The organism is Arthrobacter sp. SW1 (genome assembly GCF_001766675.1).
Lineage (GTDB): Bacteria > Actinomycetota > Actinomycetes > Actinomycetales > Micrococcaceae > Arthrobacter.
In genome coordinates, this window is sequence record NZ_MJLT01000005.1 from 44,978 (window position 1) to 62,776 (window position 17,799).

A 17,799-nucleotide genomic window follows, 5' to 3' on the forward strand; every position below is an offset into this window, starting at 1 on the left:
TTCGGACCGATCTGTTTCGACCGCACACTCACTCCGAACCGGAGCCGGGGCGGGCGTTACCTCACACTGCCGCGCTCTACTTCCCGCCGCCGTCGTCGTTCGTGTCCGCATCGGCATCCGACAACAAGGAGCCCGAACCATCCGGTTCCCAGCGCAGCAGCTCGCCGGGCTGGCAGTCGAGTGCCTCGCAAATGGCTTCGAGGGTGGTGAAGCGCACGGCCTTGGCGCGGCCGTTCTTCAGCACCGCCAGGTTGGCGGGCGTGATGCCGATGCGCTCCGCGAGCACCCCCACGGGCATCTTGCGTTTGGCGAGCATGACGTCGATGTCCACGATGATGGGCACTTAGATCACCTCGTCGAGCTCGCTGCGAAGCTTCCGGGCTTCGGCGTCGCGGTCAACGGCCTGCGCCAACAGGGCGCGAAGCACCAGCACGATCAGCGCGACACCGGCGATCATCACCGCGGCCCCGCAGATCAGCAGGATGATGCCGGGTGCGATTTCGCCGGGCGCAAGGATCACGGCGATCCCGAACACAAGGACAGCAGCCGCCGCAATGGCGCCGAAGATGATGTCCACGTAGCGGAAGGCGCCATGGGAGAACACCGTTCCGCGGCGCACCATGGTGAGCAGGCGCCAAACGCACACCGCGGAAACCTGGGCACACACGATCCCGAGGACCACCACCACAAGAAGCGCAATCCGCGGACCGTCCGGGGCGCCGGCCTCTTCCAGGTCCGCCGAAAACAACGGCACCATCCAGACCTGGACGAACACCGAACCGGCCAGGACCATCGCGATCACGATCCGCAATGCCAGCGTCGTCAGTTTCCCCACGGGAGCCTCCTTTATCGAACGACAACACTATTCTATCGAAAAACGATAGATCCAAAAGCCTGGACGACGCAAAGCGATAGGCTGGCCCTGTTTTGGGACGGGGACTCGGGAACGGAACTTGGGGGTAAATCGTGGGTGACTGGGTGTGGCCGGCATACGTGGGAATCATCGGCGGAGCGGCGCTGTTCGCGGCCTTCATGATCCCGATCGTCGCCATCCAGTACCGCATGTACGGCCGCTTCACCTGGCTCCGGTTCCTGGGCGCAGCCGGCCTGAGCGTGTACGGCGTAGCCCTGGTTGCCTACACCCTGCTACCGCTGCCCGATCCCGAAACGCTCCGCTGCCCGCCCGGCGGCAGCACCTTCCAGTGGATCCCGTTCAACTTCATCGCTGACATCCAGCGCGAAACGGCGGGCCTCGGCGTCGCCGGCACCTTGGCCAGCCGCGCCACCCTGCAGGTGGCCTTCAACGTCATCCTGTTCATCCCGTGGGGCGTGATCACGCGGCGGTACCTCTCATGGGGCGTCCCGGCGTCGGTCCTGTCCGGCGCGCTGGCTTCGCTGGCGATCGAAACCACCCAGCACACCGGCTTGTGGGGACTCTACGATTGCGCCTACCGCGTGGGCGACATGGACGACCTCATCACCAACACCCTGGGCGCCCTGATCGGCGCGGTCATCGCGCCCTACGTCCTCTGGTTCATGCCGCAGCGGAAGGAGCTTTTCGCCGCACGCAGGCAGGCCCGGCCGGTCACCGTCCTGCGGCGCTGGCTCGGCATGGTGATCGACTACGCGGCGTTGTCGATCATCGGCTTCGTCCTGGTGGTGCTGTACCGGACCGCCTTGCTCGCGCTGGGCGCCGAACTCCCCGCTACGGAGGACCCGTTCTCCCAGGTGTTAGCGGTAGTGGTTCCGGGCATCCTCGTGTTCTACCTGCCGGCCTTCTCCGGCAGCGGCGCTTCCCTCGGCCAGCGCGCCGTCTGGCTGAAGCCGGCATGGGCGGGCAAGCCCCGCCGCCTCCTCCGGGCGAGCAGCACCGGCGGCCTGTACACCGTGCTGGCGTTCCTCGCGGCCGTACTGCCGCTACCGGCGCTGGATCTGCTGGCGTCGATGGTGCTGCTGGCGGCCTTCGTGGCCGTGCCGCTCAGCGGGAAGCGCGGCTTGTCCGGACTGCTGAGCGGCGCACGCATGGTGGATGCGCGGACGACGGCGGACGTGCCTAGTGTCCTGTGAGCCCGAGTTCCTCGAACACCGCCACCAGGCCCTCTTTCGCGGGCGGTGCCGCCGTGCGGTCGGCCAGTGCCAGCAGCTCGGGCGAAGCGCCCTCAATGGCGACCGCGACCCCGGCGAACGCGAGCATCTCGAGGTCGTTCTCGCCGTCGCCGACTGCGATGGTGTGCTCGCGCGGCATGCCTAGGTGCGCAATCACCGCGGCGACGCCGTCGGCCTTGCTGATGCCGCGCTGGTACAGCTCGCCGGTGTGGCGGCCTTCGTCCGCGATGGAGTTCTCGACGACCGCGATCCCCTCGCCGATCTCGTCGACCAGCTGCCGCATGGGTGCTGCGGCGTCGAACACCGAGACCTTGGAGAACGGCACCTTCGCGAGGTCCGCGGAGTAGTTCAGGGCGCCGAGAATCGCGGACGATCCGGCATCGCGGCCGTCGGCCCGTTGGCTGAAGTGCTCCTCGATGATGGCGCACAGGCGCTCCCGGGCGGAAGGCGGAGCATGGAGGGCTTCCTGTGCTTCCAACACGTACACGGCGTCATGGGCGTCGAGGGCAGCGACGGTCCGGACAGCGAGGTCCCCGGGGAAGCGCAGATCGAGCAGCACCTCGCCGTCCACCTCCGCATAGGCGCCGGCGCTGGCCACGAGCCCGTCAAAGCCGGCTCCGCGGATGGCATTCGGGAGCATCGACACAGGGCGGCCCGTGCACAGGAACACCTTGTGGCCGGCGGCCCGGGCGGCCTGGACCGCACGCACATGGCCTTCCGGCACCACCCCGTAATCGGCGTAGGTTCCATCCACATCGAGGAAAACCGCGCGGACCGCGCCCTCCGGCACCCCGGCGCCCACGTTCCTTACGCCCCTTCCAGCAACTGGCTCGTGGCCCACGCAAGGTATTTGGCAGCGTTGGCGACGGCGTCCGCGACGTCCGGTTCGCCGTCGTGCTTTTGCGCGATATCCAGCAGCTGGGCGGCCGCCTCAACGCCGTGTTCGGCGAGGTCCTCGGGCGTGACGGCGATCCGCCCGGCCACCATGAGCACGGGAATGCCGCGTTCCTTGGCGGCGTCGGCAAGTCCGATGGGCCCCTTGCCGCTGAGGGACTGGGAGTCGAGGGAACCTTCGCCCGTAATGACGAGGTCCGCGGTGGTCAGCTCGGATTCCAGGCCGGTGAGCCCGGCAACCAGCTCGAAGCCGCCTTCCAGCTGCGCCTCCGTGAAGGCCAGGAACGACGCCGGGAAGCCGCCGGCCGCGCCTGCGCCGGGGACGTTCACGTCCCGCCCGGTCGCTTCCCGCAGCACGGATGCCCAGTTGCGCAGGCCGGCGTCGAGCAGTTCCACGGCGTCGGCGTCGGCGCCCTTCTGCGGACCGAAAACGTGCGCGGCACCGTCGCCGCCGTACAGCGGATTACGGACGTCGACGGCGATCCGGAAGCGGGTCTTCGCCAGCCGCGGATCCAGCGCGGAGACGTCGAGGGCGACGACGTCAGCGAGCGAACCACCGCCGAGCGGGACGATGTTGCCCGCGGCGTCGAGCGGCTTCAGGCCGAGCGCGCGCAGGGCGCCGCTGCCGCCGTCGGTCATGGCCGAGCCGCCCAGGCCGAGCACGATCTCGGTGGCACCGGCGTCGAGGGCCGCTGCGATGAGCTGCCCGCAGCCGTAACTGTGGGCACGGAGGGAGTTTTCCGGCGTCGGCTCCATGCTGGCCAGGCCGGATGCCTGGGCGGTCTCGATGACGGCCGTGGCGCCACCGAAGGAGTTTTCACGGATGGCCCAGGCCGCGCCCACCGGCTTGAGGATGGGACCGGTGACCGCGGTGATCCGTTCCTCGTAGCCGGCGGCGACGGCGGCCTCAAGGGTTCCCTCGCCACCGTCGGCGATGGGGAAACGGGTAACGACGGCGTCCGGGTAGACGCGAAGCGCCCCCTCGGCGATGGCGGCGGCGGCCTCGGTGGCGGTCAGGGAGCCTTTGAACTTGTCCGGGGCGATCAGAATGCGCATGCGCCCATCCTGCCATCCGGGACCGACAGGATAAGCAGCGTTACGCGGAGGATGACGGCGGCGGCACCGGGCCCCCGACCGCGAGCAGCGCCGTCAGGTACGCGCCGCCGAAATCGATGCGGGTGAGTTTCCTGAGCTTCCAGCCTTCGCGGTGGCCATCCCAATGCGCCTGGGGATCGATCCGTTGGAGCCAGACGCGTTCCGCGTCGACCTCCGGGGAGCCGATGTAACACTCATCCGGCCACTTCTGCTCAGTAAAAACCGAAACCAGCGTGTCCCGCTTGGCGGCGTCGCGGATGATCGTGCCGGGGCCGGAGAGATCGATCTCGTCCGCAACCCCGAGGGGAACCTCCTGGCCGATCGCCTCCAGCAGCCGGGCCGCGAAATGCCTGTCCTTGCGGACCTTCCTGACGTCCGTGGTGCGCAGTGCAGCCGTCCAGGTAGCCGCCCTCCATGGTGGTGGCCAGCAGCAGCCAGGATTTCCCGACGGCGATGACGTACCCATGGATTCCATCGGTGCCTTTGAGGCGGCGTTCGACAATGACGTGCCGCTGCCGGGACATGGCCCGTTTGAGGACGTGCTTGATCCTGCGTTGTTTCACTTATTCCCCCAAGAACATCCGCACAAACGAACAGTTGCCTCAGTTTAGGACCGGGACGGGTTCCAGGACAGCCGCAGCACGGACCGCGGCACGCCGCCTGCCCAGCCAGCGTTCCACCAGGCCCAGGAACTGCATGGACACGGCCCAGTACGCCACGCCCGCCGCCAGTGAGGCCAGCAACGCAAGCAAGGGGCTGGTCCCGGCAAACAGAGGGAAGACCAGCCAGTGCGTCAGGTAGATGTACAGCGAAGCACTGGCCAGCAGGCCGAGCGGGCGGCGCAACACCACGGGCACCAGGAGCGTGGGCAGCCAGATCAGCATGAGCACTCCTGCGATCACCGTATTTTCACGGAACTGGTCGCCGAAGAAGTAGCCCGGAACGGTCAACACCACCAGCGCGGACATGAACAGGCGCTTCGGCAGCGTCTTGGCCCGCGCCACCAGCCAGCCGAACATGAACAGCCAGAACGTGGGCATGGGGTGCGGAATCTGCGGGTCCACGATGTCGTAGCGGCTGATCAGCGCCAGCCCGGCGATCGCCAGCGGGAACGCGAACGGGAACCGCCGCTCCAGCTTGCCGACCCCGGGAACCGCGAGCAGCACGGCCAGCACGGCGAGCATGTACACGAGCACCTCGATGAACCAGAAGTGCCATTGGGTGGTCACTTCTTCCGGGCCGACGATCGAGTTGAGCAGGAAGATGTTCGCCACGGTGTAGTCGTCCGTCAGCAGGAACGCCACGCCGATGAACGCCACCGCCGGAATCACCAGCCGGCCCAGGCTGTGCAGCTGCCTCTTGAACCGTGCGAACCCGCGCCCGCTCAGCTGGAAGCGCGCGAAGTTGTACCCGGCCACGGCCATCAGGATGTGCGCCGCACCCTCCCAGTGGAACAGCCCGATATGCGTGGACGCGATCAGGATGATCCCCACTGCGCGCAGCAGGATTCCGCTCTCCAGCGGTGCGAACAGGCGCTTGCCGAGCCGCTTGGCCGGGGCGAACCGTCGCGGCGTGGCCGGAGCCTTCCGCGGTACCAGGTCCCGTACCGGGGTGATGTGCCAGTCCGGCGGCAGGTAGCCGAGCGCCTTCTCCAGCCGGATGGACGCCGCCACGTAGGACAACGAGTCGCCGCCCAGGCTGACGAAAGTGTCGCCGTCCGCGATGTCGTCGCGTTCCAGCGCATCGGCGAAGATCGCGCGGGCGGAAGAACCCCCGACGGCGGGTCCTCCGACGCCGGCGACCCGGCCGCCGTCGTCCGCGCCGGCGTCGTGCGTGCCGTCCGGAGAAACGGCCCCCAGCGCGAGGACCGCCGGGTAATCCGTCTTCCCGGTGGCGAAGCGCGGGATCGCGGGGACGACGCGCATCTGGAGCGCGGCGCGCGGCAGGCCGAGGCCCTGCGTGACGATCTTGGCCAGGAGCGTGGTGTCGTGTTCGCCTTCGACGGCGACCACGAGCTTTTCGTCCGATCCCGCCGCGGCAGCGGTGACCCCGAGTTCGCCGAGCATGGTTTCCACCTGGCCGAGGTCGATCCGCAGGCCCACGATCTTCACGAAGCGGCTGCGCCGGCCGACCACCCGGTACAGGCCGTTGTCCTGGCGGCGGGCGAGGTCGCCGGTGCGGAGTTCCGTGATGGTCCGGCCGAGGGCCAGGTCCGCGGGGTCCTGCGCATACCCGAGCATGACGTTGGGGCCCGTGTAAACCAGTTCGCCGTCTTCCAGCCCGTCCACCGCCTCGATCCGGAACGAGCCGCCCGGCACGGGAACACCGATGCTCGACGGGTTCTCCGCCGCGAGCGCGGGCGGCAGGTACGCCATGCGGGCGGTGGCTTCGGTCTGGCCGTACATGACGAACAGCTCCCAGCCGCGGCGCCGGCCGAGTTCCGCGTAGTGGCGCACCTTCTCCGGCGCGAGCCGCCCGCCGGCCTGCGTGATGTAGCGCAGCGCGGGCAGGTCCATGGATTCGAAGCCCACCCTCTCGAGGAGCTCGAAGGTATAGGGAACCGCGGCGAACGAGCTCACGCGGTGCCGGCGCATCAGCTCCCAGAAACAGGGGTCCACCACGGACAGCTCCGTGAGCACCAGCGCGGCACCGCGGAGCAGGTAGCTGTTGATGACCGACAGGCCGTAGCAGTAGGACATCGGCAGCGTGGTGGCGGCGCGGTCATCCGCACTGATCCCCAGGTACGCGGCGATCGATTCGGCGTTGGCCTGGACGTTTTCCTGCGAGAGCCGTACCAGCTTGGGCGATCCGGTGGAGCCGGAAGTGCTCATCAGGAGGGCGAGCTCGGGGTGCAGTTCGTGGCGGCTGCCGGGGCGGCGCTCCTCAATCGCGGGGCCACTTCCGGCGGCGGCGCCCGAACCAGGACGGATGACGACGTCGGGATCGTAGGCCGCAAGCAGCGACTCCAGGGCGGCGGGTTTGTCCGCCGGGACCACCATCAGCGGATGGCCGCCGGAGAGCGCGGCGAGGTAGCCGACCAGGGAGTCGACGTCGTTCGCGGCCGCGAGCGCCACGAGGCGGCGGGTGGTGCCGAGACGGTCCGCGACGGCGGCAACGCGGCCTGCGAGTTCCGCATAGCTGATGGCGGTGTCACCGTCGATGACGGCGGCGCGGTTGCCGAAGCGGGCCAGGCCTGCGACAAAGGGGATCCGCGCGAGATCAAGGGGGATGGTCACCCGGCCAATTTTATAGGTAAGGCTTAGCTAACTTCATTTGGGTTTCGCTCTTGGTCGTCCCGCGGATCACTGGCGTCACTCGGCCACCACTGGCCACGCTTTTCCAAGACTTTCCGCAACAGATCGGCCCGGTCCGTGACGATTCCGTCCACGCCAAGCTCGAACATTTCATGCATCTCCGCCGGATCGTTCACCGTCCAGACGTGCACCTGCAGCCCGTGGCGCCGGGCGCGCGCCAGGAACCCGGGCGTCACCAGCCGCAGCGGTCCGTAACGGACGGGCACCTGGAGGGCGTCGACGTCGTGCATCACGCGGGCAAGCCAGCCCGCCGGCAGTAGCGGGCCGAGCAGCGCGAACGCTGCCGTGCAGGCGATCCCCGCGGACGACGCCGGGCGGCGGCTGAGGCTGTTGAGCACGGCCCGGCGGCGGCTGTCCGAAAAGCTCGTGATGAGGACGCGGTCATGGGCGCCGCAGCGTTCGATCACGGCGGCCAGCGGAGCGATGGTGTTCGAATCCTTGACGTCGATATTCAGCCGGGCATCCGGAAAACCGTGCAGGATGTCCTCGAGCAGCGGGATGGGCTCGAGGCCGCCGATCCTCGCGCGGGAGATTTCGGCGGCGGGCAGTTCGCTGATGCGGCCGCGGCGGTCGGTGACACGGTCCAGGGTGTCGTCGTGGAAGAGGAAAACGGTGCCGTCCCGGCTGGCGCGGGCGTCCGTCTCCAGGTGCGTGATGCCGAGTTCGACGGCGGCGCGGAAGGCTGCCGCGGAATTCTCCAGCCCCTCCAGGGAAAAGCCGCGGTGGGCCAGCGCGAGGGGCCGGCTGCTGCCGTCGGCATTGAGGCCGTTGGGATGCAGGAAGTAGGGCAGGATCCGGCTCACCCGGGTAGCGTAACGCGCCTCAGCCGCAATCCCTCAGCCCTCGTGGCGGACGATCTCCACGCCGTCGCCGCAGTGCACCAGCGTGCGGCCGCGGCCGCCGTCGAGGTTGATCCACACCATGCTGTGGTCGCCGGAGACCGCGTCCACCAGGCCCCGGTTCTCATAACCCGGGGCAAGCTTCACGCTGACGCGGTCGCCCTGGCGCAGTTGCTTCCAATGCTCGGCCGGCTCGGCGCGGCGAATGGGCGCGTCGTAGAAGCCGTTCGTCTTACGCTTGGCCATGGGGTCCCCCTGAAGTGAGCTCTCGTTTATGGCGCCAGCCTACGGCGCGAAGTTGAACGGCAGTTGGATTCAAGATGTGAGTTTGCACTGAGCTTAATTGCGGTTAATCGGCTTAATTGCGCACCAGCCGGGCGGTGACTTCGCCCGTGCGCTTCACCGTTGCCCCGGCGCCTTCGGCGATGATGCCGGGAAGTCCGCGCTCTTCGAACACCGCGATAGCGCGCGAGGTGATGGTTTCCGGACCGGTCATCGCCTGCCGCAGTGCGGACGCCGTCGCGCCGGGCGCAGCGAGCATAAGGCCCGCACCGGCCACGGTTTCGCGGGCCAGGAGCTCGGCGAGCCCCGGCTCCAGGCCCAGACCGGCGCCTGCAGCGGCCATGGCCTCGGCCAGGTAGTAGGCGTACGCCGGGCCCGAGCCACTGATGGCCGAAACCAGCGCGATCTGCTCCTCCGGCACCTCCACCACCGTGCCGGAACCTTCGAAAATGCTCCTGGCCTGCTGCAACTGCGCGGAGGTACAACTGCTGCCCGGCGTAAGCGACACGATGCCGCGGCCCACCTTGAGCGGCGTATTCGGCATGCTCCGGACCACCGCCTGGCCTTCCGGCAGCGCCGCCTCGAGCTGCGCCAGCGGCAGCGCCGCAGCCACGCTCACCACTACGGCGTCCCGGCGCAGCGCCGGGCCGACCGCCCGGGCGAGTTCCGCCGTCGCGCCCGGAGCCACACCCAGCACGACGACGGCGGCGCCGATGCACGCCGCCCTGTTGCCGTCCGGATTTTCCTCGGTGGAGATGACGGTGACGCCCGGGTAGCTGCCGCGCAGGGCGGCCGCCCGGTCCGCGCTGCGGACGGTGGCGACAACCCGGTCCGGGGAAGTTCCGGCCGTCAGAAGGCCGGCCATGATGGCCTCGTTCATTTCACCGCAGCCCAGGAAAGCGATCATGGCCGGCATTCTTCCTTCCTGGGGGCGGGTCATGGAAACGGGTACAAAAAATACAGCGGCGGTGCGCACCCAGTCCTGCCGGGACCTGGAGTCCTGTCCGCACTCCCGGCAGGAACGCACCGCCGCTGTGGCTTGTTGGCGCGCCTTAGATGATGGCGGCGCGCAGTTCCTTCGCGGCGACGCCCGGATCGTCGGCGCCGTAGATGGCACCACCGGCGACGGCGACCTCCGCACCGGCGCGCTGCACGGCGGCGATGGTGGAGAGGTTCACGCCACCGGCCACGGAGAACGGCACGCGGGCTTCCTCGCCGGCGTTCAGCAGCACGTTCAGGTCGTAGCCGGGCTGGGCCTGCTCGTCCAGGCCCGCGTGCATCTCCACGAACTTCGCACCCAGGGCGCGGACCTCCTTGGCACGGGTCACCTTGTCCTCGATGCCGATCAGGTCGACCACAACGCCTTTGTTGTGGGCCCTGGCGGCCTTGACCGCACCGGCAATGGTGGAATCGTCGGCGGCACCGAGCACGGTCACGAGGTCCGCGCCGGCCTTGAAAGCAATGTCGGCTTCGAGTTCGCCGGCGTCCATGGTCTTCAGGTCGGCGAAGACGATCTTGTCCGGGTGGGCTTCCTTGACGGCCGTGATGGCGGAGAGGCCTTCGCTCTTCACCAGCGGGGTGCCGAGCTCGATGATGTCCACGTACTCCGCAACCTGGCCGGCCAGCTCAAGGGCGGCTTCAGTGGAGAGGACGTCGATGGCGACTTGCAGCTTCATGGGCATCTCTTTCTTGTTGCGGGAGCTTATGGGTGGTTTACGGCGTGGCACCGCGTGGGCCTATTCGAGGTTCGCGTGACGGAGCCAGAGTTCCTCGGCCGGGGTGGCGTCGTGGTCCCAGAGGGTCTGGAAAACGGCTTCCGAGGCCAGGAAAAGCACCTGCTCGAAGAGGCTTCCCGAATACTGCGCGGACAGCGCGGAGCCGTGGTCCGTTTTCTGCGCCGCGGGAATGGTGACCACGACGTCGGCCAGTTCCGCGAGCGGCGAGTCCGGGTTTGCGGTGTACACAGCCAGGCGGGCGCCGGCTTTCGCCGCCGTCTGCGCCGCGCGCACCACGCCGGACGTGATGCCCGATCCAGAGGCCAGCAGCAGCACATCGCCCGAACGGATGGCGGGCGTGGTGGTATCGCCAGCAATGTGGACGTCCAGGCCCAGGTGCATCAGGCGCATGGCTGCCATCCGCAGGACCAGGCCGCTGCGGCCCGCCCCCGCCACGAACACGCGCTGCGCACCACGCAGTTCACCGGCCAGCAGGGCGAGCTGTCCGGGGTTGATCCCGGCAGCAGTCCGGGTGATCTCTTCCTGCACGAGGGCAAGGTTGGAACGGATCAGGCGGGAGGCTTGTTCGGACGCTGCCTCTTCGGAAACGGCGTCTCCTGAAACGGCGGCGACTGCCTCGACCGTGAGGGTCATGCCTTGCCTCCTGTTCTGCCCTGAACGACTTCGTTGATCCATGGTCGCGTCCCTGAACGGGTAGGAAGAACAGCGATGATGGGCAGTAATGGCTACCCGTTCGGGTAGCCGGGAGCCGGATTGGGCGGTTATCGTGGCGGGATGACCACTGCGCCTGCTGCCACCACCGCGCCCGTCCGGGACGCCGCGCCCGCTGCCTACACTGCGCACCAGGAACTGCTCGACGCCGTCGCCGCCTTGGTGAATGCGCCCCTGCTGAGCATCGCCGAGCGTTTGCGGCAGGCCGTGCTGCCCTACGCCGGCAACAGCGCGCTGATCATCTTCACCGAGGACTGCACCGGCCGTCCGCAAAAGAAGGCCGGGGCCGAGGCCATCATCAGCAGGGTGTCCGTCCCCGAACTGGACCAGCTGCGTGCACGCATTCCGGACTCCTGGACCCCGGAACAGGGCCCATGGGAAGGCACGGCCGTCATCGCGGGCCAGGAACACCCGGTCCTGGCCCTCCCCTCGGAGACCAACGCCCTCCTCACCCTGACGTCCCCGCAGCTTCCGTCCGACAGCGCAAAGCGGGCCGAGGCACTCAGGATGCTGGACTACCTGTGGCGGCTGGCAGCCCGCCGCATCCGCGAAAAGGTGGCGGACGCTCCGCCGTCGTACTTGCTGGAATCCCGCGCGGCCTCCGCCGAACGGCTCCGCGTCACCGCCGAATTGGTGGACCGGCACTCCACCACCCTCGAAACCCTCCTGGCGGCGCTGCGTTCGAACAGCCTGGACGACGCCGCGGCGCGGCGGAACGTCACGGATCTCGCCGTTAAGGCACTCGTGGAACTCCGCACCGTCAGCGACCGCACCACCGACCTGGTGGAAGAACCGGTGGCCACGGCCTTCGAGCGGCTCCGCGAGGAGCTGCGCCCCCTGACGCATTTCAGCGGCATCGACGTGCAGTTCATCGAGCCGCCGGTCAACGGCCGCGCCCTGCCCGGCGAGGTGGCCCACGCGGCACGGGCGATCGTGCGCGGACTGGTGCTGGCGATCGTCGAACAGCCGCAGGTGCGGCGCGTGCGCGCCCAGTGGGATTGCGACGGCGAGAACCTGCTGATCAACGTCCGCGACGACGGCCAGGGGGAACTGTCCGCCGACTCACCCAACATCGCGCGCCTCAACGCGCGGGTGGCTGCGCTGAACGGCCGGATGAACATGGAGGTGATGGCCGGCTGGGGCGCCGATGTGCAGGTGGTCCTGCCGCTGGACCCGCCGTCCGCTCCGGTGGCCGACGCTGATGGATGGGGCCTGGCCGAACGCGAAATGGAGGTCCTCCAGCTGCTCGCGGCGGGCCAGCGCAACCGGGCCATCTCCGCAAAGCTGTTCATCAGCGAAAACACGGTCAAATTCCACCTGCGGAACATCTTCCGGAAACTCGGCGTCAGCTCCCGCACCGAGGCGATCGCCCTGGCGCACAGCCACGGGATCCGCGCCCACTCCTAGACATTTCCTGACGCTGCCACGCGTCACAAACTGCGCGGAGTGGTATACCCCAAGCGGAAATCTCCTTATTTTCGCACTATTATCGCATCTCCTACGGGCCATACGTATCATTTGGTATACCGCATTGCCCTACCCCAAGGAGAACATCGATGACCGACTCACAGACTGCCAACGAGGCCTACCTCGTCGCCGCAGCCGCCGGAGACCTGGAAGGCGTCCGTGCCGCCCTCGCTGATGGCGCCGACAAGAACGCCGTTGACCGCGAGGAAGCCACCGCCATCCTGCGGGCCGCCCGCGGCGGACACCTCGACGTCGTCCGCGCCCTCATCGCCGAGGGAGTCGACATCGACGCTCAGGACCAGACCTGCGCCAACCCGTTCATCTTCGGCTGCCTCAACGACAAGCTGGAACTGGTCAAGATCATGGTCGAGGCCGGCACCGACCTCAAGCGCCTGACCCGCATGGGCGGCAACGGCCTGACCCCCGCCGCCGAGAAGGGCTTCCTTGAGCTGGTCCGCTACCTGCTCGAGAACACCAACATCAACGTCAACCTGACCAACAACCTCGGCTGGACCGCGCTGATCGAGACCATCATCCTCGGCGACGGCGGACCGGTGCGCCAGGAACTCGTGGAGCTCCTGCTCAAGCACGGCGCCAAGCCCGGCATGCCCGATAAGTGGGGCGTCCCGCCCATCGAGCTGGCCCGCGAGCGCGGCTACACCGAGATCGTCAGCATCCTCGAGCGCTACCAGGCCTAAGGGCCTCCACCCTCGTCCCGGAAAGGAAAACGATGACCAGGCACATCGATATCAGGAAAAACACCTACCTCGACTCGGTCTCGCTCATGTCCATGAGCACCAAGGCCAACGCGCTCGAGGGAGTCAGCCAGGCGTTCATCGCCATGGCAACGCCGATGAACAAGGAAGTTCTGGCGAACCTCAACATCACCGACCCCGCCATCGAGGCAGCCAAGCCCAGCGACCTGATGATCATCGTCGACGCCGCCGATGACCAGCTGGACAACGCGATCTCCGGCGTCGAAGACATCCTGGCCCGCAAGAACAGCGGCGGCGCGGATGCCGCGGCCGTGCGCTACCGCACCCTGGACGGCGCCTTCGAGGAAGCCGCCGACACCAACCTGGTGATCATCTCCGTCAACGGCGCCTTCGCCGCACGCGAGGCCCGCAAGGCGCTCAACGCCGGCAAGCACGTGATGATCTTCTCCGACAACGTCTCCGTTGAAGACGAGGTCGAGCTGAAGACCCTGGCCCACGAAAAGGGCCTGCTGGTCATGGGCCCGGACTGCGGCACCGCCATCATCAACGGCACCGGCCTGGCCTTCGCCAACGCCGTGCGCCGTGGCAGCATCGGCATCGTGGGAGCTTCCGGCACCGGCAGCCAGGAAGTTTCCGTCCGCGTGCACGACTTCGGCGGCGGCGTCTCCCAGCTGATCGGCACCGGCGGACGCGACCTGTCCACCGAAGTCGGCGGCATCTCCATGATCGACGGCATCCGCGCCCTCGACGCCGACCCCGAGACCAAGGTCATCCTGGTCGTCTCCAAGCCCCCGGCGGAAGAGGTCGCGGACAAGGTCCTGGCCGTCGCCGGCGCCGCGTCGAAGCCCGTCATCGTGACCTTCCTTGGCTCCACCCGCACCGAATCCGGCTACGACAACGTCAAGCTCGTCTCCGGCACCAAGCCTGCCGCCGCGGCAGCCGTCATCGCCTCCGGCGTCGACGAGTCCACCCTGGACATGCACCCGCTCAACCTGCCGCTTATCGCGGAAGTCCAGGCGAAGCTGGCGCCCGAACAGAAGTACGTCCGCGGCCTGTTCTGCGGCGGCACGCTCTGCGACGAAGCCATGTTCGCTGCCCTGGCCAAGTACGACAACGTGTACTCCAACATCCAGAAGGATCCCTCCTACACGATGGGCGCCACGGACGCGTCCAAGGAGCACACCTACCTGGACATGGGCGACGACGACTTCACCGACGGCCGCCCGCACCCCATGATCGACCCCTCCCTGCGCCTGCAGCGCCTGGTCCAGGAAGCCGATGATCCCGAGGTGGGCGTCATCGCCATGGACTTCATCGTGGGCTTCGGCTCCCACGAGGACCCGGTGGGCGTGACCATCCCGGCCATCAAGGAAGCCAAGGCCAAGGCCGAGGCCCGCGGCCAGCACCTGGAAATCCTGGGCTACGTGCTCGGCACCGACCTGGACACCCCCGCCGTGGAAGACCAGATCGCCCAGCTCGAAGCCGCCGGCGTCACCATCGCCTCCTCCTCCACCAACCTCGGGCTCCTGGCCCGCGAATTCGTCGCGAAGGGTAACAACTGATGAGCGTCAACGATCTGTTCAGCTCCGACCTCAAGCCGGTCAACCTCGGCCTGGACATGTTCGCCGATGACCTGCGGGCACAGGGCGCCACGCCGGTCCTCATGGACTGGACCCCGCCGGGCGGCGGCGACCCGGAGATCATCTCCGCCCTGGGCCGCCTCGAACGCCCCGAAATTGCCGAAAAGATCGACGCCGCCAACCAGGAAGCGCTCAGCCGCATCCTGGCCGCGCAGCCGTTCCTCGACGGATTCGGCCAGGCGATCGACACCGTTCCGGGCATGACCAAGACCACCATCCTGCACTCCGGCCCGCCCATCACCTGGGAGCGCATGTGCGGCCCCATGAAGGGTGCCGTCACCGGTGCGCTGGTGTTCGAAGGCCTGGCCAAGGACCTGGACGAAGCCGGCGAACTCGCGGCCTCCGGCGAGATCACCTTCTCCCCGTGCCACGAACACCAGTCGGTCGGTTCCATGGCAGGTGTGACCAGTGCCAGCATGTGGGTCCACAAGGTCACCAACCGCACGCACGGCAACACCGCTTACACCAACCTGTCCGAACAGCTCTCCAAGATCCTGCGCTTCGGTGCCAACGACCAGAGCGTCATCGACCGCCTGAACTGGATGCGCGACGTCTTCGGCCCGGTCCTCTCCGAGGCCATGAAGCTCAACGAGGACGGCCTGGACCTGCGCCTCATGCTGTCCCAGGCCCTGCACATGGGCGACGAGGCACACAACCGCAACGTTGCCGGCACCACCCTGCTCATCCAGGCGCTGGCCCCGTACATCCTCGAAACGGACTTCACCACCAAGGAAAAGCGCGAGGTCTTCGACTTCGTGGCCTCCTCGGACTACTTCTCCGGCCCCACCTGGATGGTCACCGCCAAGGCCGCCATGGACGCAGCCAACGGCATCGAAAACTCCACCGTGGTCACCACCATGGCGCGCAACGGCGTCGACTTCGGCATCCGGGTCTCCGGCACCGGCGGCCAGTGGTTCACCGGCCCCGCGCAGCAGGTGGTCGGCCCGATGTTCGCCGGCTACACCCCGGCCGACTCCGGCCTGGACATGGGCGACTCCGCGATCACCGAAACCTACGGCATCGGCGGCTTCGCCATGGCCGCGGCGCCGGCGATCGTGGCCCTCGTGGGCGGCACCGTCCAGGAGGCCATGGGCTACTCCAAGACCATGAACGCCATCACCACGGGCAACAACCCGAACGTGACCATCCCGGCGCTGGACTTCATGGGCGTCCCCAGCGGCATCGACGTCCGCAAGGTCATCGAAACGGGCATCCTGCCGCTGATCAACACCGCGATCGCACACAAGGATCCGGGCATCGGCATGATCGGCGCCGGCATCGTCCACCCGCCGGTCGAGGCATTCCAGCAGGCGCTCCTTGAGCTCTCCCGCCGGATCGCGCAATGAGCACGGCCCTCGCCGAAACCGGCCTGAAGTGGTGGAAGAAGGGTGACGTAGCGGCCTACTTCGGCCTGTTCACGAACAACCTCACCAACCTCCTCACCATGACGGCGCTGCTCACCGTGGTGGTGGGCCTCCCCGCGGAACTGGTGGTCGGGCGCATCGCCCCGGCTTTCGGCCTGGCGATCCTGGTCGCCTCCGTGGCGTACGTGACGTTTGCGCGGCAGCTGGCCAAGAAGGAAGGACGCGGCGACGTCGTGGCCCTGCCTTCCGGCCCCAGCGCGCCGTCGATCTTCACCGTCACGTTCCTCGTGCTGCTGCCCGTGTACCGGGAAACGCAGAACGCTGAACTGACGCTCGGCATCGCCCTGGTGTGGGGCTTCGCCGAAGGCGCCATCCTGTTCGCTGGCTCCTTCGTGGGCGACTGGCTGCGCCGCGCCGTTCCCCGCACGGTGCTCCTTGCCTGCCTCGCCGGCCTTGGCCTGCTGCTGCTGGCCATGAACCCGATGCTGCAGGCCTTCCAGTTCCCGGTGGTCGCCTTCGTGGTGCTGGTGCTCGTGTTCATGAACTGGTTCGGCCGTTCGCCGTTCCTGAAGAAGATCCCCACCGGCCTGCTCCTGCTGGTGGTGGGCACCGCCCTCGCGTGGGCCTTCGGCCTGCAGTCGCCCGAAGCCATCACCAAGGCCCTGGCGCACGCCGGCTACCACCCGCCCACCGTGCACATCACCACCTTCATCGAAGGCCTGGCACACGCCGGTCCGCACCTCGCTTCGGCCGTGCCGCTGGCGCTGGCGAACTACGTGTTCGACCTTGAGAACATCGAATCCGCGGAAGCCGCGGGCGACCGTTACAAGGCCCGCCCGGTGATGCTCGCCAACGGCAGCTCCTCGATGATCGGCGCCCTCATGGGCAACCCCTTCCCGGTCACCGTGTACGTGGGCCACACCGCGTACAAAGAAATGGGCGCCGGCATCGGCTACACCCTGCTCAACGGCATCACGATGTTCCTGGTGGGCCTCTTCGGCCTTGGCGCACTGCTGCTGTCCATCATCCCGATGGCGGCCATCGCTCCGATCCTGATCTACATCGGCATCGTGACGGCCAACCAGGCGGTGCGCGAGACCCCGAAGCCGGAAGTTCCGGTCATCTTTGTGGCCTTGTTCCCCTGGATCGCCAACTGGGCGAACACCCTGGTAGGCAACACGCTCAAGGCCGCGGGCACCACCGTGGGCGAGGTCGGTGCACAGGCCCTGAACGGGGCCGGCACCTTCTTCACGGGCATCGCCCACCTCGGTGCGGGCGCTCCGCTGTCCTCGCTGCTGTGGGGCTGCATCGCGATCTTCGCCATCCGGAACAAGTCGGTCCACGGCATCGTGGCTGCGGTGATCGCAGCCACCCTGGCCTTCTTCGGCGTCATCCACCAGCCTGTTCCGGGCTTCGGTGAATCGCAGAACACGTTCATGATGAGCTACCTGATGGTGGCGGCGCTCTTCGGGGCCAAGCTGCTCCAGGACCGCATGATGCGTGAAAAGGAACCGCCGCGGGAACTCGCCCTGGCAGGCGAACAGTCCGGCGAGTAAGCGGCAATACAGCGGCTGTGGCCGGGGAGGAGCGATCCTTCCCGGCCACGGTTGTATCGCGGGCCGGGAAGGTGGGCGG

General features: G+C 67.9%; 18 protein-coding genes. 7 read left to right on the plus strand and 11 right to left on the minus strand.

What is annotated here, in order from left to right; genetic code table 11:
• Positions 1-76: 76 nt before the first annotated feature.
• Both BIU82_RS05185 and BIU82_RS05190 read right to left on the minus strand, forming a co-directional pair.
• Positions 77-343, minus strand: a complete 267-nt coding sequence (locus tag BIU82_RS05185; RefSeq protein ID WP_070348408.1) for a helix-turn-helix transcriptional regulator — start codon at positions 341-343, stop codon at positions 77-79.
• Positions 344-835, minus strand: a complete 492-nt coding sequence (locus BIU82_RS05190) for a DUF2975 domain-containing protein (protein ID WP_070348409.1) — start codon at positions 833-835, stop codon at positions 344-346.
• A gap of 131 nt (positions 836-966) precedes the next feature.
• Between BIU82_RS05190 and BIU82_RS05195 the strand changes: the two genes are divergently transcribed.
• Positions 967-2,067 (plus strand): VanZ family protein, encoded by a 1,101-nt coding sequence (locus tag BIU82_RS05195; protein WP_070348410.1) that lies wholly within the window; start codon positions 967-969, stop codon positions 2,065-2,067.
• Here the strand turns inward: BIU82_RS05195 and BIU82_RS05200 are convergent.
• Genes BIU82_RS05200 through BIU82_RS05210 form a run of 3 tightly spaced genes read right to left on the minus strand, consistent with a single transcriptional unit; the run spans position 2,054 to position 4,561 of the window.
• Positions 2,054-2,908, minus strand: coding sequence for an HAD family hydrolase (locus BIU82_RS05200; protein WP_216098994.1), 855 nt, complete (start codon positions 2,906-2,908; stop codon positions 2,054-2,056). The two genes, BIU82_RS05195 and BIU82_RS05200, sit on opposite strands and share 14 nt — an antisense overlap.
• 5 nt (positions 2,909-2,913) lie before the next feature.
• Positions 2,914-4,056 (minus strand): glycerate kinase, encoded by a 1,143-nt coding sequence (locus tag BIU82_RS05205; protein WP_070348411.1) that lies wholly within the window; start codon positions 4,054-4,056, stop codon positions 2,914-2,916.
• Between the two features lie 40 nt (positions 4,057-4,096).
• Positions 4,097-4,561 (minus strand): hypothetical protein, encoded by a 465-nt coding sequence (locus BIU82_RS05210; RefSeq protein WP_139146513.1) that lies wholly within the window; start codon positions 4,559-4,561, stop codon positions 4,097-4,099.
• Here BIU82_RS05210 and BIU82_RS19830 point away from each other — a divergent pair.
• Entirely contained in the window at positions 4,560-4,706 is a 147-nt protein-coding gene (locus BIU82_RS19830; RefSeq protein ID WP_171906501.1) for a hypothetical protein, read from the plus strand. The genes BIU82_RS05210 and BIU82_RS19830 overlap by 2 nt on opposite strands.
• Here the strand turns inward: BIU82_RS19830 and BIU82_RS05215 are convergent.
• From BIU82_RS05215 to hxlB, 6 genes are all read right to left on the minus strand, one after another.
• On the minus strand, positions 4,698-7,331 hold the full coding sequence (locus BIU82_RS05215) for an AMP-binding protein (RefSeq protein WP_070348413.1): 2,634 nt from the start codon (positions 7,329-7,331) through the stop codon (positions 4,698-4,700). The genes BIU82_RS19830 and BIU82_RS05215 overlap by 9 nt on opposite strands.
• Before the next feature lie 23 nt (positions 7,332-7,354).
• A complete protein-coding gene (locus tag BIU82_RS05220) occupies positions 7,355-8,203 on the minus strand; it encodes a glycerophosphodiester phosphodiesterase (RefSeq protein WP_070348468.1) in 849 nt (282 codons plus the stop codon).
• Between the two features lie 42 nt (positions 8,204-8,245).
• Positions 8,246-8,494, minus strand: a complete 249-nt coding sequence (locus BIU82_RS05225; protein WP_070348414.1) for a hypothetical protein — start codon at positions 8,492-8,494, stop codon at positions 8,246-8,248.
• Between the two features lie 112 nt (positions 8,495-8,606).
• Entirely contained in the window at positions 8,607-9,446 is an 840-nt protein-coding gene (locus BIU82_RS05230; RefSeq protein WP_070348415.1) for a pyrroline-5-carboxylate reductase dimerization domain-containing protein, read from the minus strand.
• A 136-nt stretch (positions 9,447-9,582) separates the two neighbouring features.
• A complete protein-coding gene (hxlA, locus tag BIU82_RS05235; RefSeq protein WP_070348416.1) occupies positions 9,583-10,206 on the minus strand; it encodes a 3-hexulose-6-phosphate synthase in 624 nt (207 codons plus the stop codon).
• 60 nt (positions 10,207-10,266) lie between these two features.
• On the minus strand, positions 10,267-10,899 hold the full coding sequence (hxlB, locus tag BIU82_RS05240) for a 6-phospho-3-hexuloisomerase (protein WP_083292204.1): 633 nt from the start codon (positions 10,897-10,899) through the stop codon (positions 10,267-10,269).
• Between the two features lie 141 nt (positions 10,900-11,040).
• On the opposite strand from hxlB, the gene BIU82_RS05245 reads away from it, so the two are divergent.
• The 5 genes from BIU82_RS05245 to BIU82_RS05265 all read left to right on the plus strand — a co-directional run bounded on the left by BIU82_RS05245 (position 11,041) and on the right by BIU82_RS05265 (position 17,720).
• Positions 11,041-12,384 carry a LuxR C-terminal-related transcriptional regulator gene (locus tag BIU82_RS05245; protein ID WP_083292205.1) on the plus strand — a complete coding sequence of 448 codons (1,344 nt, stop codon included), beginning with the start codon at positions 11,041-11,043 and terminating at the stop codon, positions 12,382-12,384.
• A 149-nt stretch (positions 12,385-12,533) separates the two neighbouring features.
• A complete protein-coding gene (locus BIU82_RS05250) occupies positions 12,534-13,142 on the plus strand; it encodes an ankyrin repeat domain-containing protein (protein ID WP_070348417.1) in 609 nt (202 codons plus the stop codon).
• A gap of 32 nt (positions 13,143-13,174) precedes the next feature.
• On the plus strand, positions 13,175-14,722 hold the full coding sequence (gene fdrA, locus BIU82_RS05255) for an acyl-CoA synthetase FdrA (RefSeq protein WP_070348418.1): 1,548 nt from the start codon (positions 13,175-13,177) through the stop codon (positions 14,720-14,722).
• On the plus strand, positions 14,722-16,146 hold the full coding sequence (locus BIU82_RS05260) for a DUF1116 domain-containing protein (RefSeq protein WP_070348419.1): 1,425 nt from the start codon (positions 14,722-14,724) through the stop codon (positions 16,144-16,146). Before fdrA ends, BIU82_RS05260 begins: the two co-directional genes overlap by 1 nt.
• Positions 16,143-17,720: a xanthine permease gene (locus tag BIU82_RS05265; protein ID WP_070348420.1), complete on the plus strand. Its 1,578-nt coding sequence runs from the start codon at positions 16,143-16,145 to the stop codon at positions 17,718-17,720. Before BIU82_RS05260 ends, BIU82_RS05265 begins: the two co-directional genes overlap by 4 nt.
• Positions 17,721-17,799 lie beyond the last annotated feature (79 nt).

Coding starts and splice junctions, on each gene's coding strand:
- BIU82_RS05205 (WP_070348411.1), bottom strand. CDS start 4,056: ATGCGCATTCTGATCGCCCCGGACAAGTTCAAAGGCTCCCTGACCGCC.
- BIU82_RS19830 (WP_171906501.1), top strand. CDS start 4,560: ATGGATTCCATCGGTGCCTTTGAGGCGGCGTTCGACAATGACGTGCCG.
- BIU82_RS05210 (WP_139146513.1), bottom strand. CDS start 4,561: ATGGGTACGTCATCGCCGTCGGGAAATCCTGGCTGCTGCTGGCCACCA.
- BIU82_RS05225 (WP_070348414.1), bottom strand. CDS start 8,494: ATGGCCAAGCGTAAGACGAACGGCTTCTACGACGCGCCCATTCGCCGC.
- BIU82_RS05230 (WP_070348415.1), bottom strand. CDS start 9,446: ATGCCGGCCATGATCGCTTTCCTGGGCTGCGGTGAAATGAACGAGGCC.
- hxlA (WP_070348416.1), bottom strand. CDS start 10,206: ATGAAGCTGCAAGTCGCCATCGACGTCCTCTCCACTGAAGCCGCCCTT.
- hxlB (WP_083292204.1), bottom strand. CDS start 10,899: ATGACCCTCACGGTCGAGGCAGTCGCCGCCGTTTCAGGAGACGCCGTT.
- BIU82_RS05245 (WP_083292205.1), top strand. CDS start 11,041: ATGACCACTGCGCCTGCTGCCACCACCGCGCCCGTCCGGGACGCCGCG.
- BIU82_RS05250 (WP_070348417.1), top strand. CDS start 12,534: ATGACCGACTCACAGACTGCCAACGAGGCCTACCTCGTCGCCGCAGCC.
- fdrA (WP_070348418.1), top strand. CDS start 13,175: ATGACCAGGCACATCGATATCAGGAAAAACACCTACCTCGACTCGGTC.
- BIU82_RS05260 (WP_070348419.1), top strand. CDS start 14,722: ATGAGCGTCAACGATCTGTTCAGCTCCGACCTCAAGCCGGTCAACCTC.
- BIU82_RS05265 (WP_070348420.1), top strand. CDS start 16,143: ATGAGCACGGCCCTCGCCGAAACCGGCCTGAAGTGGTGGAAGAAGGGT.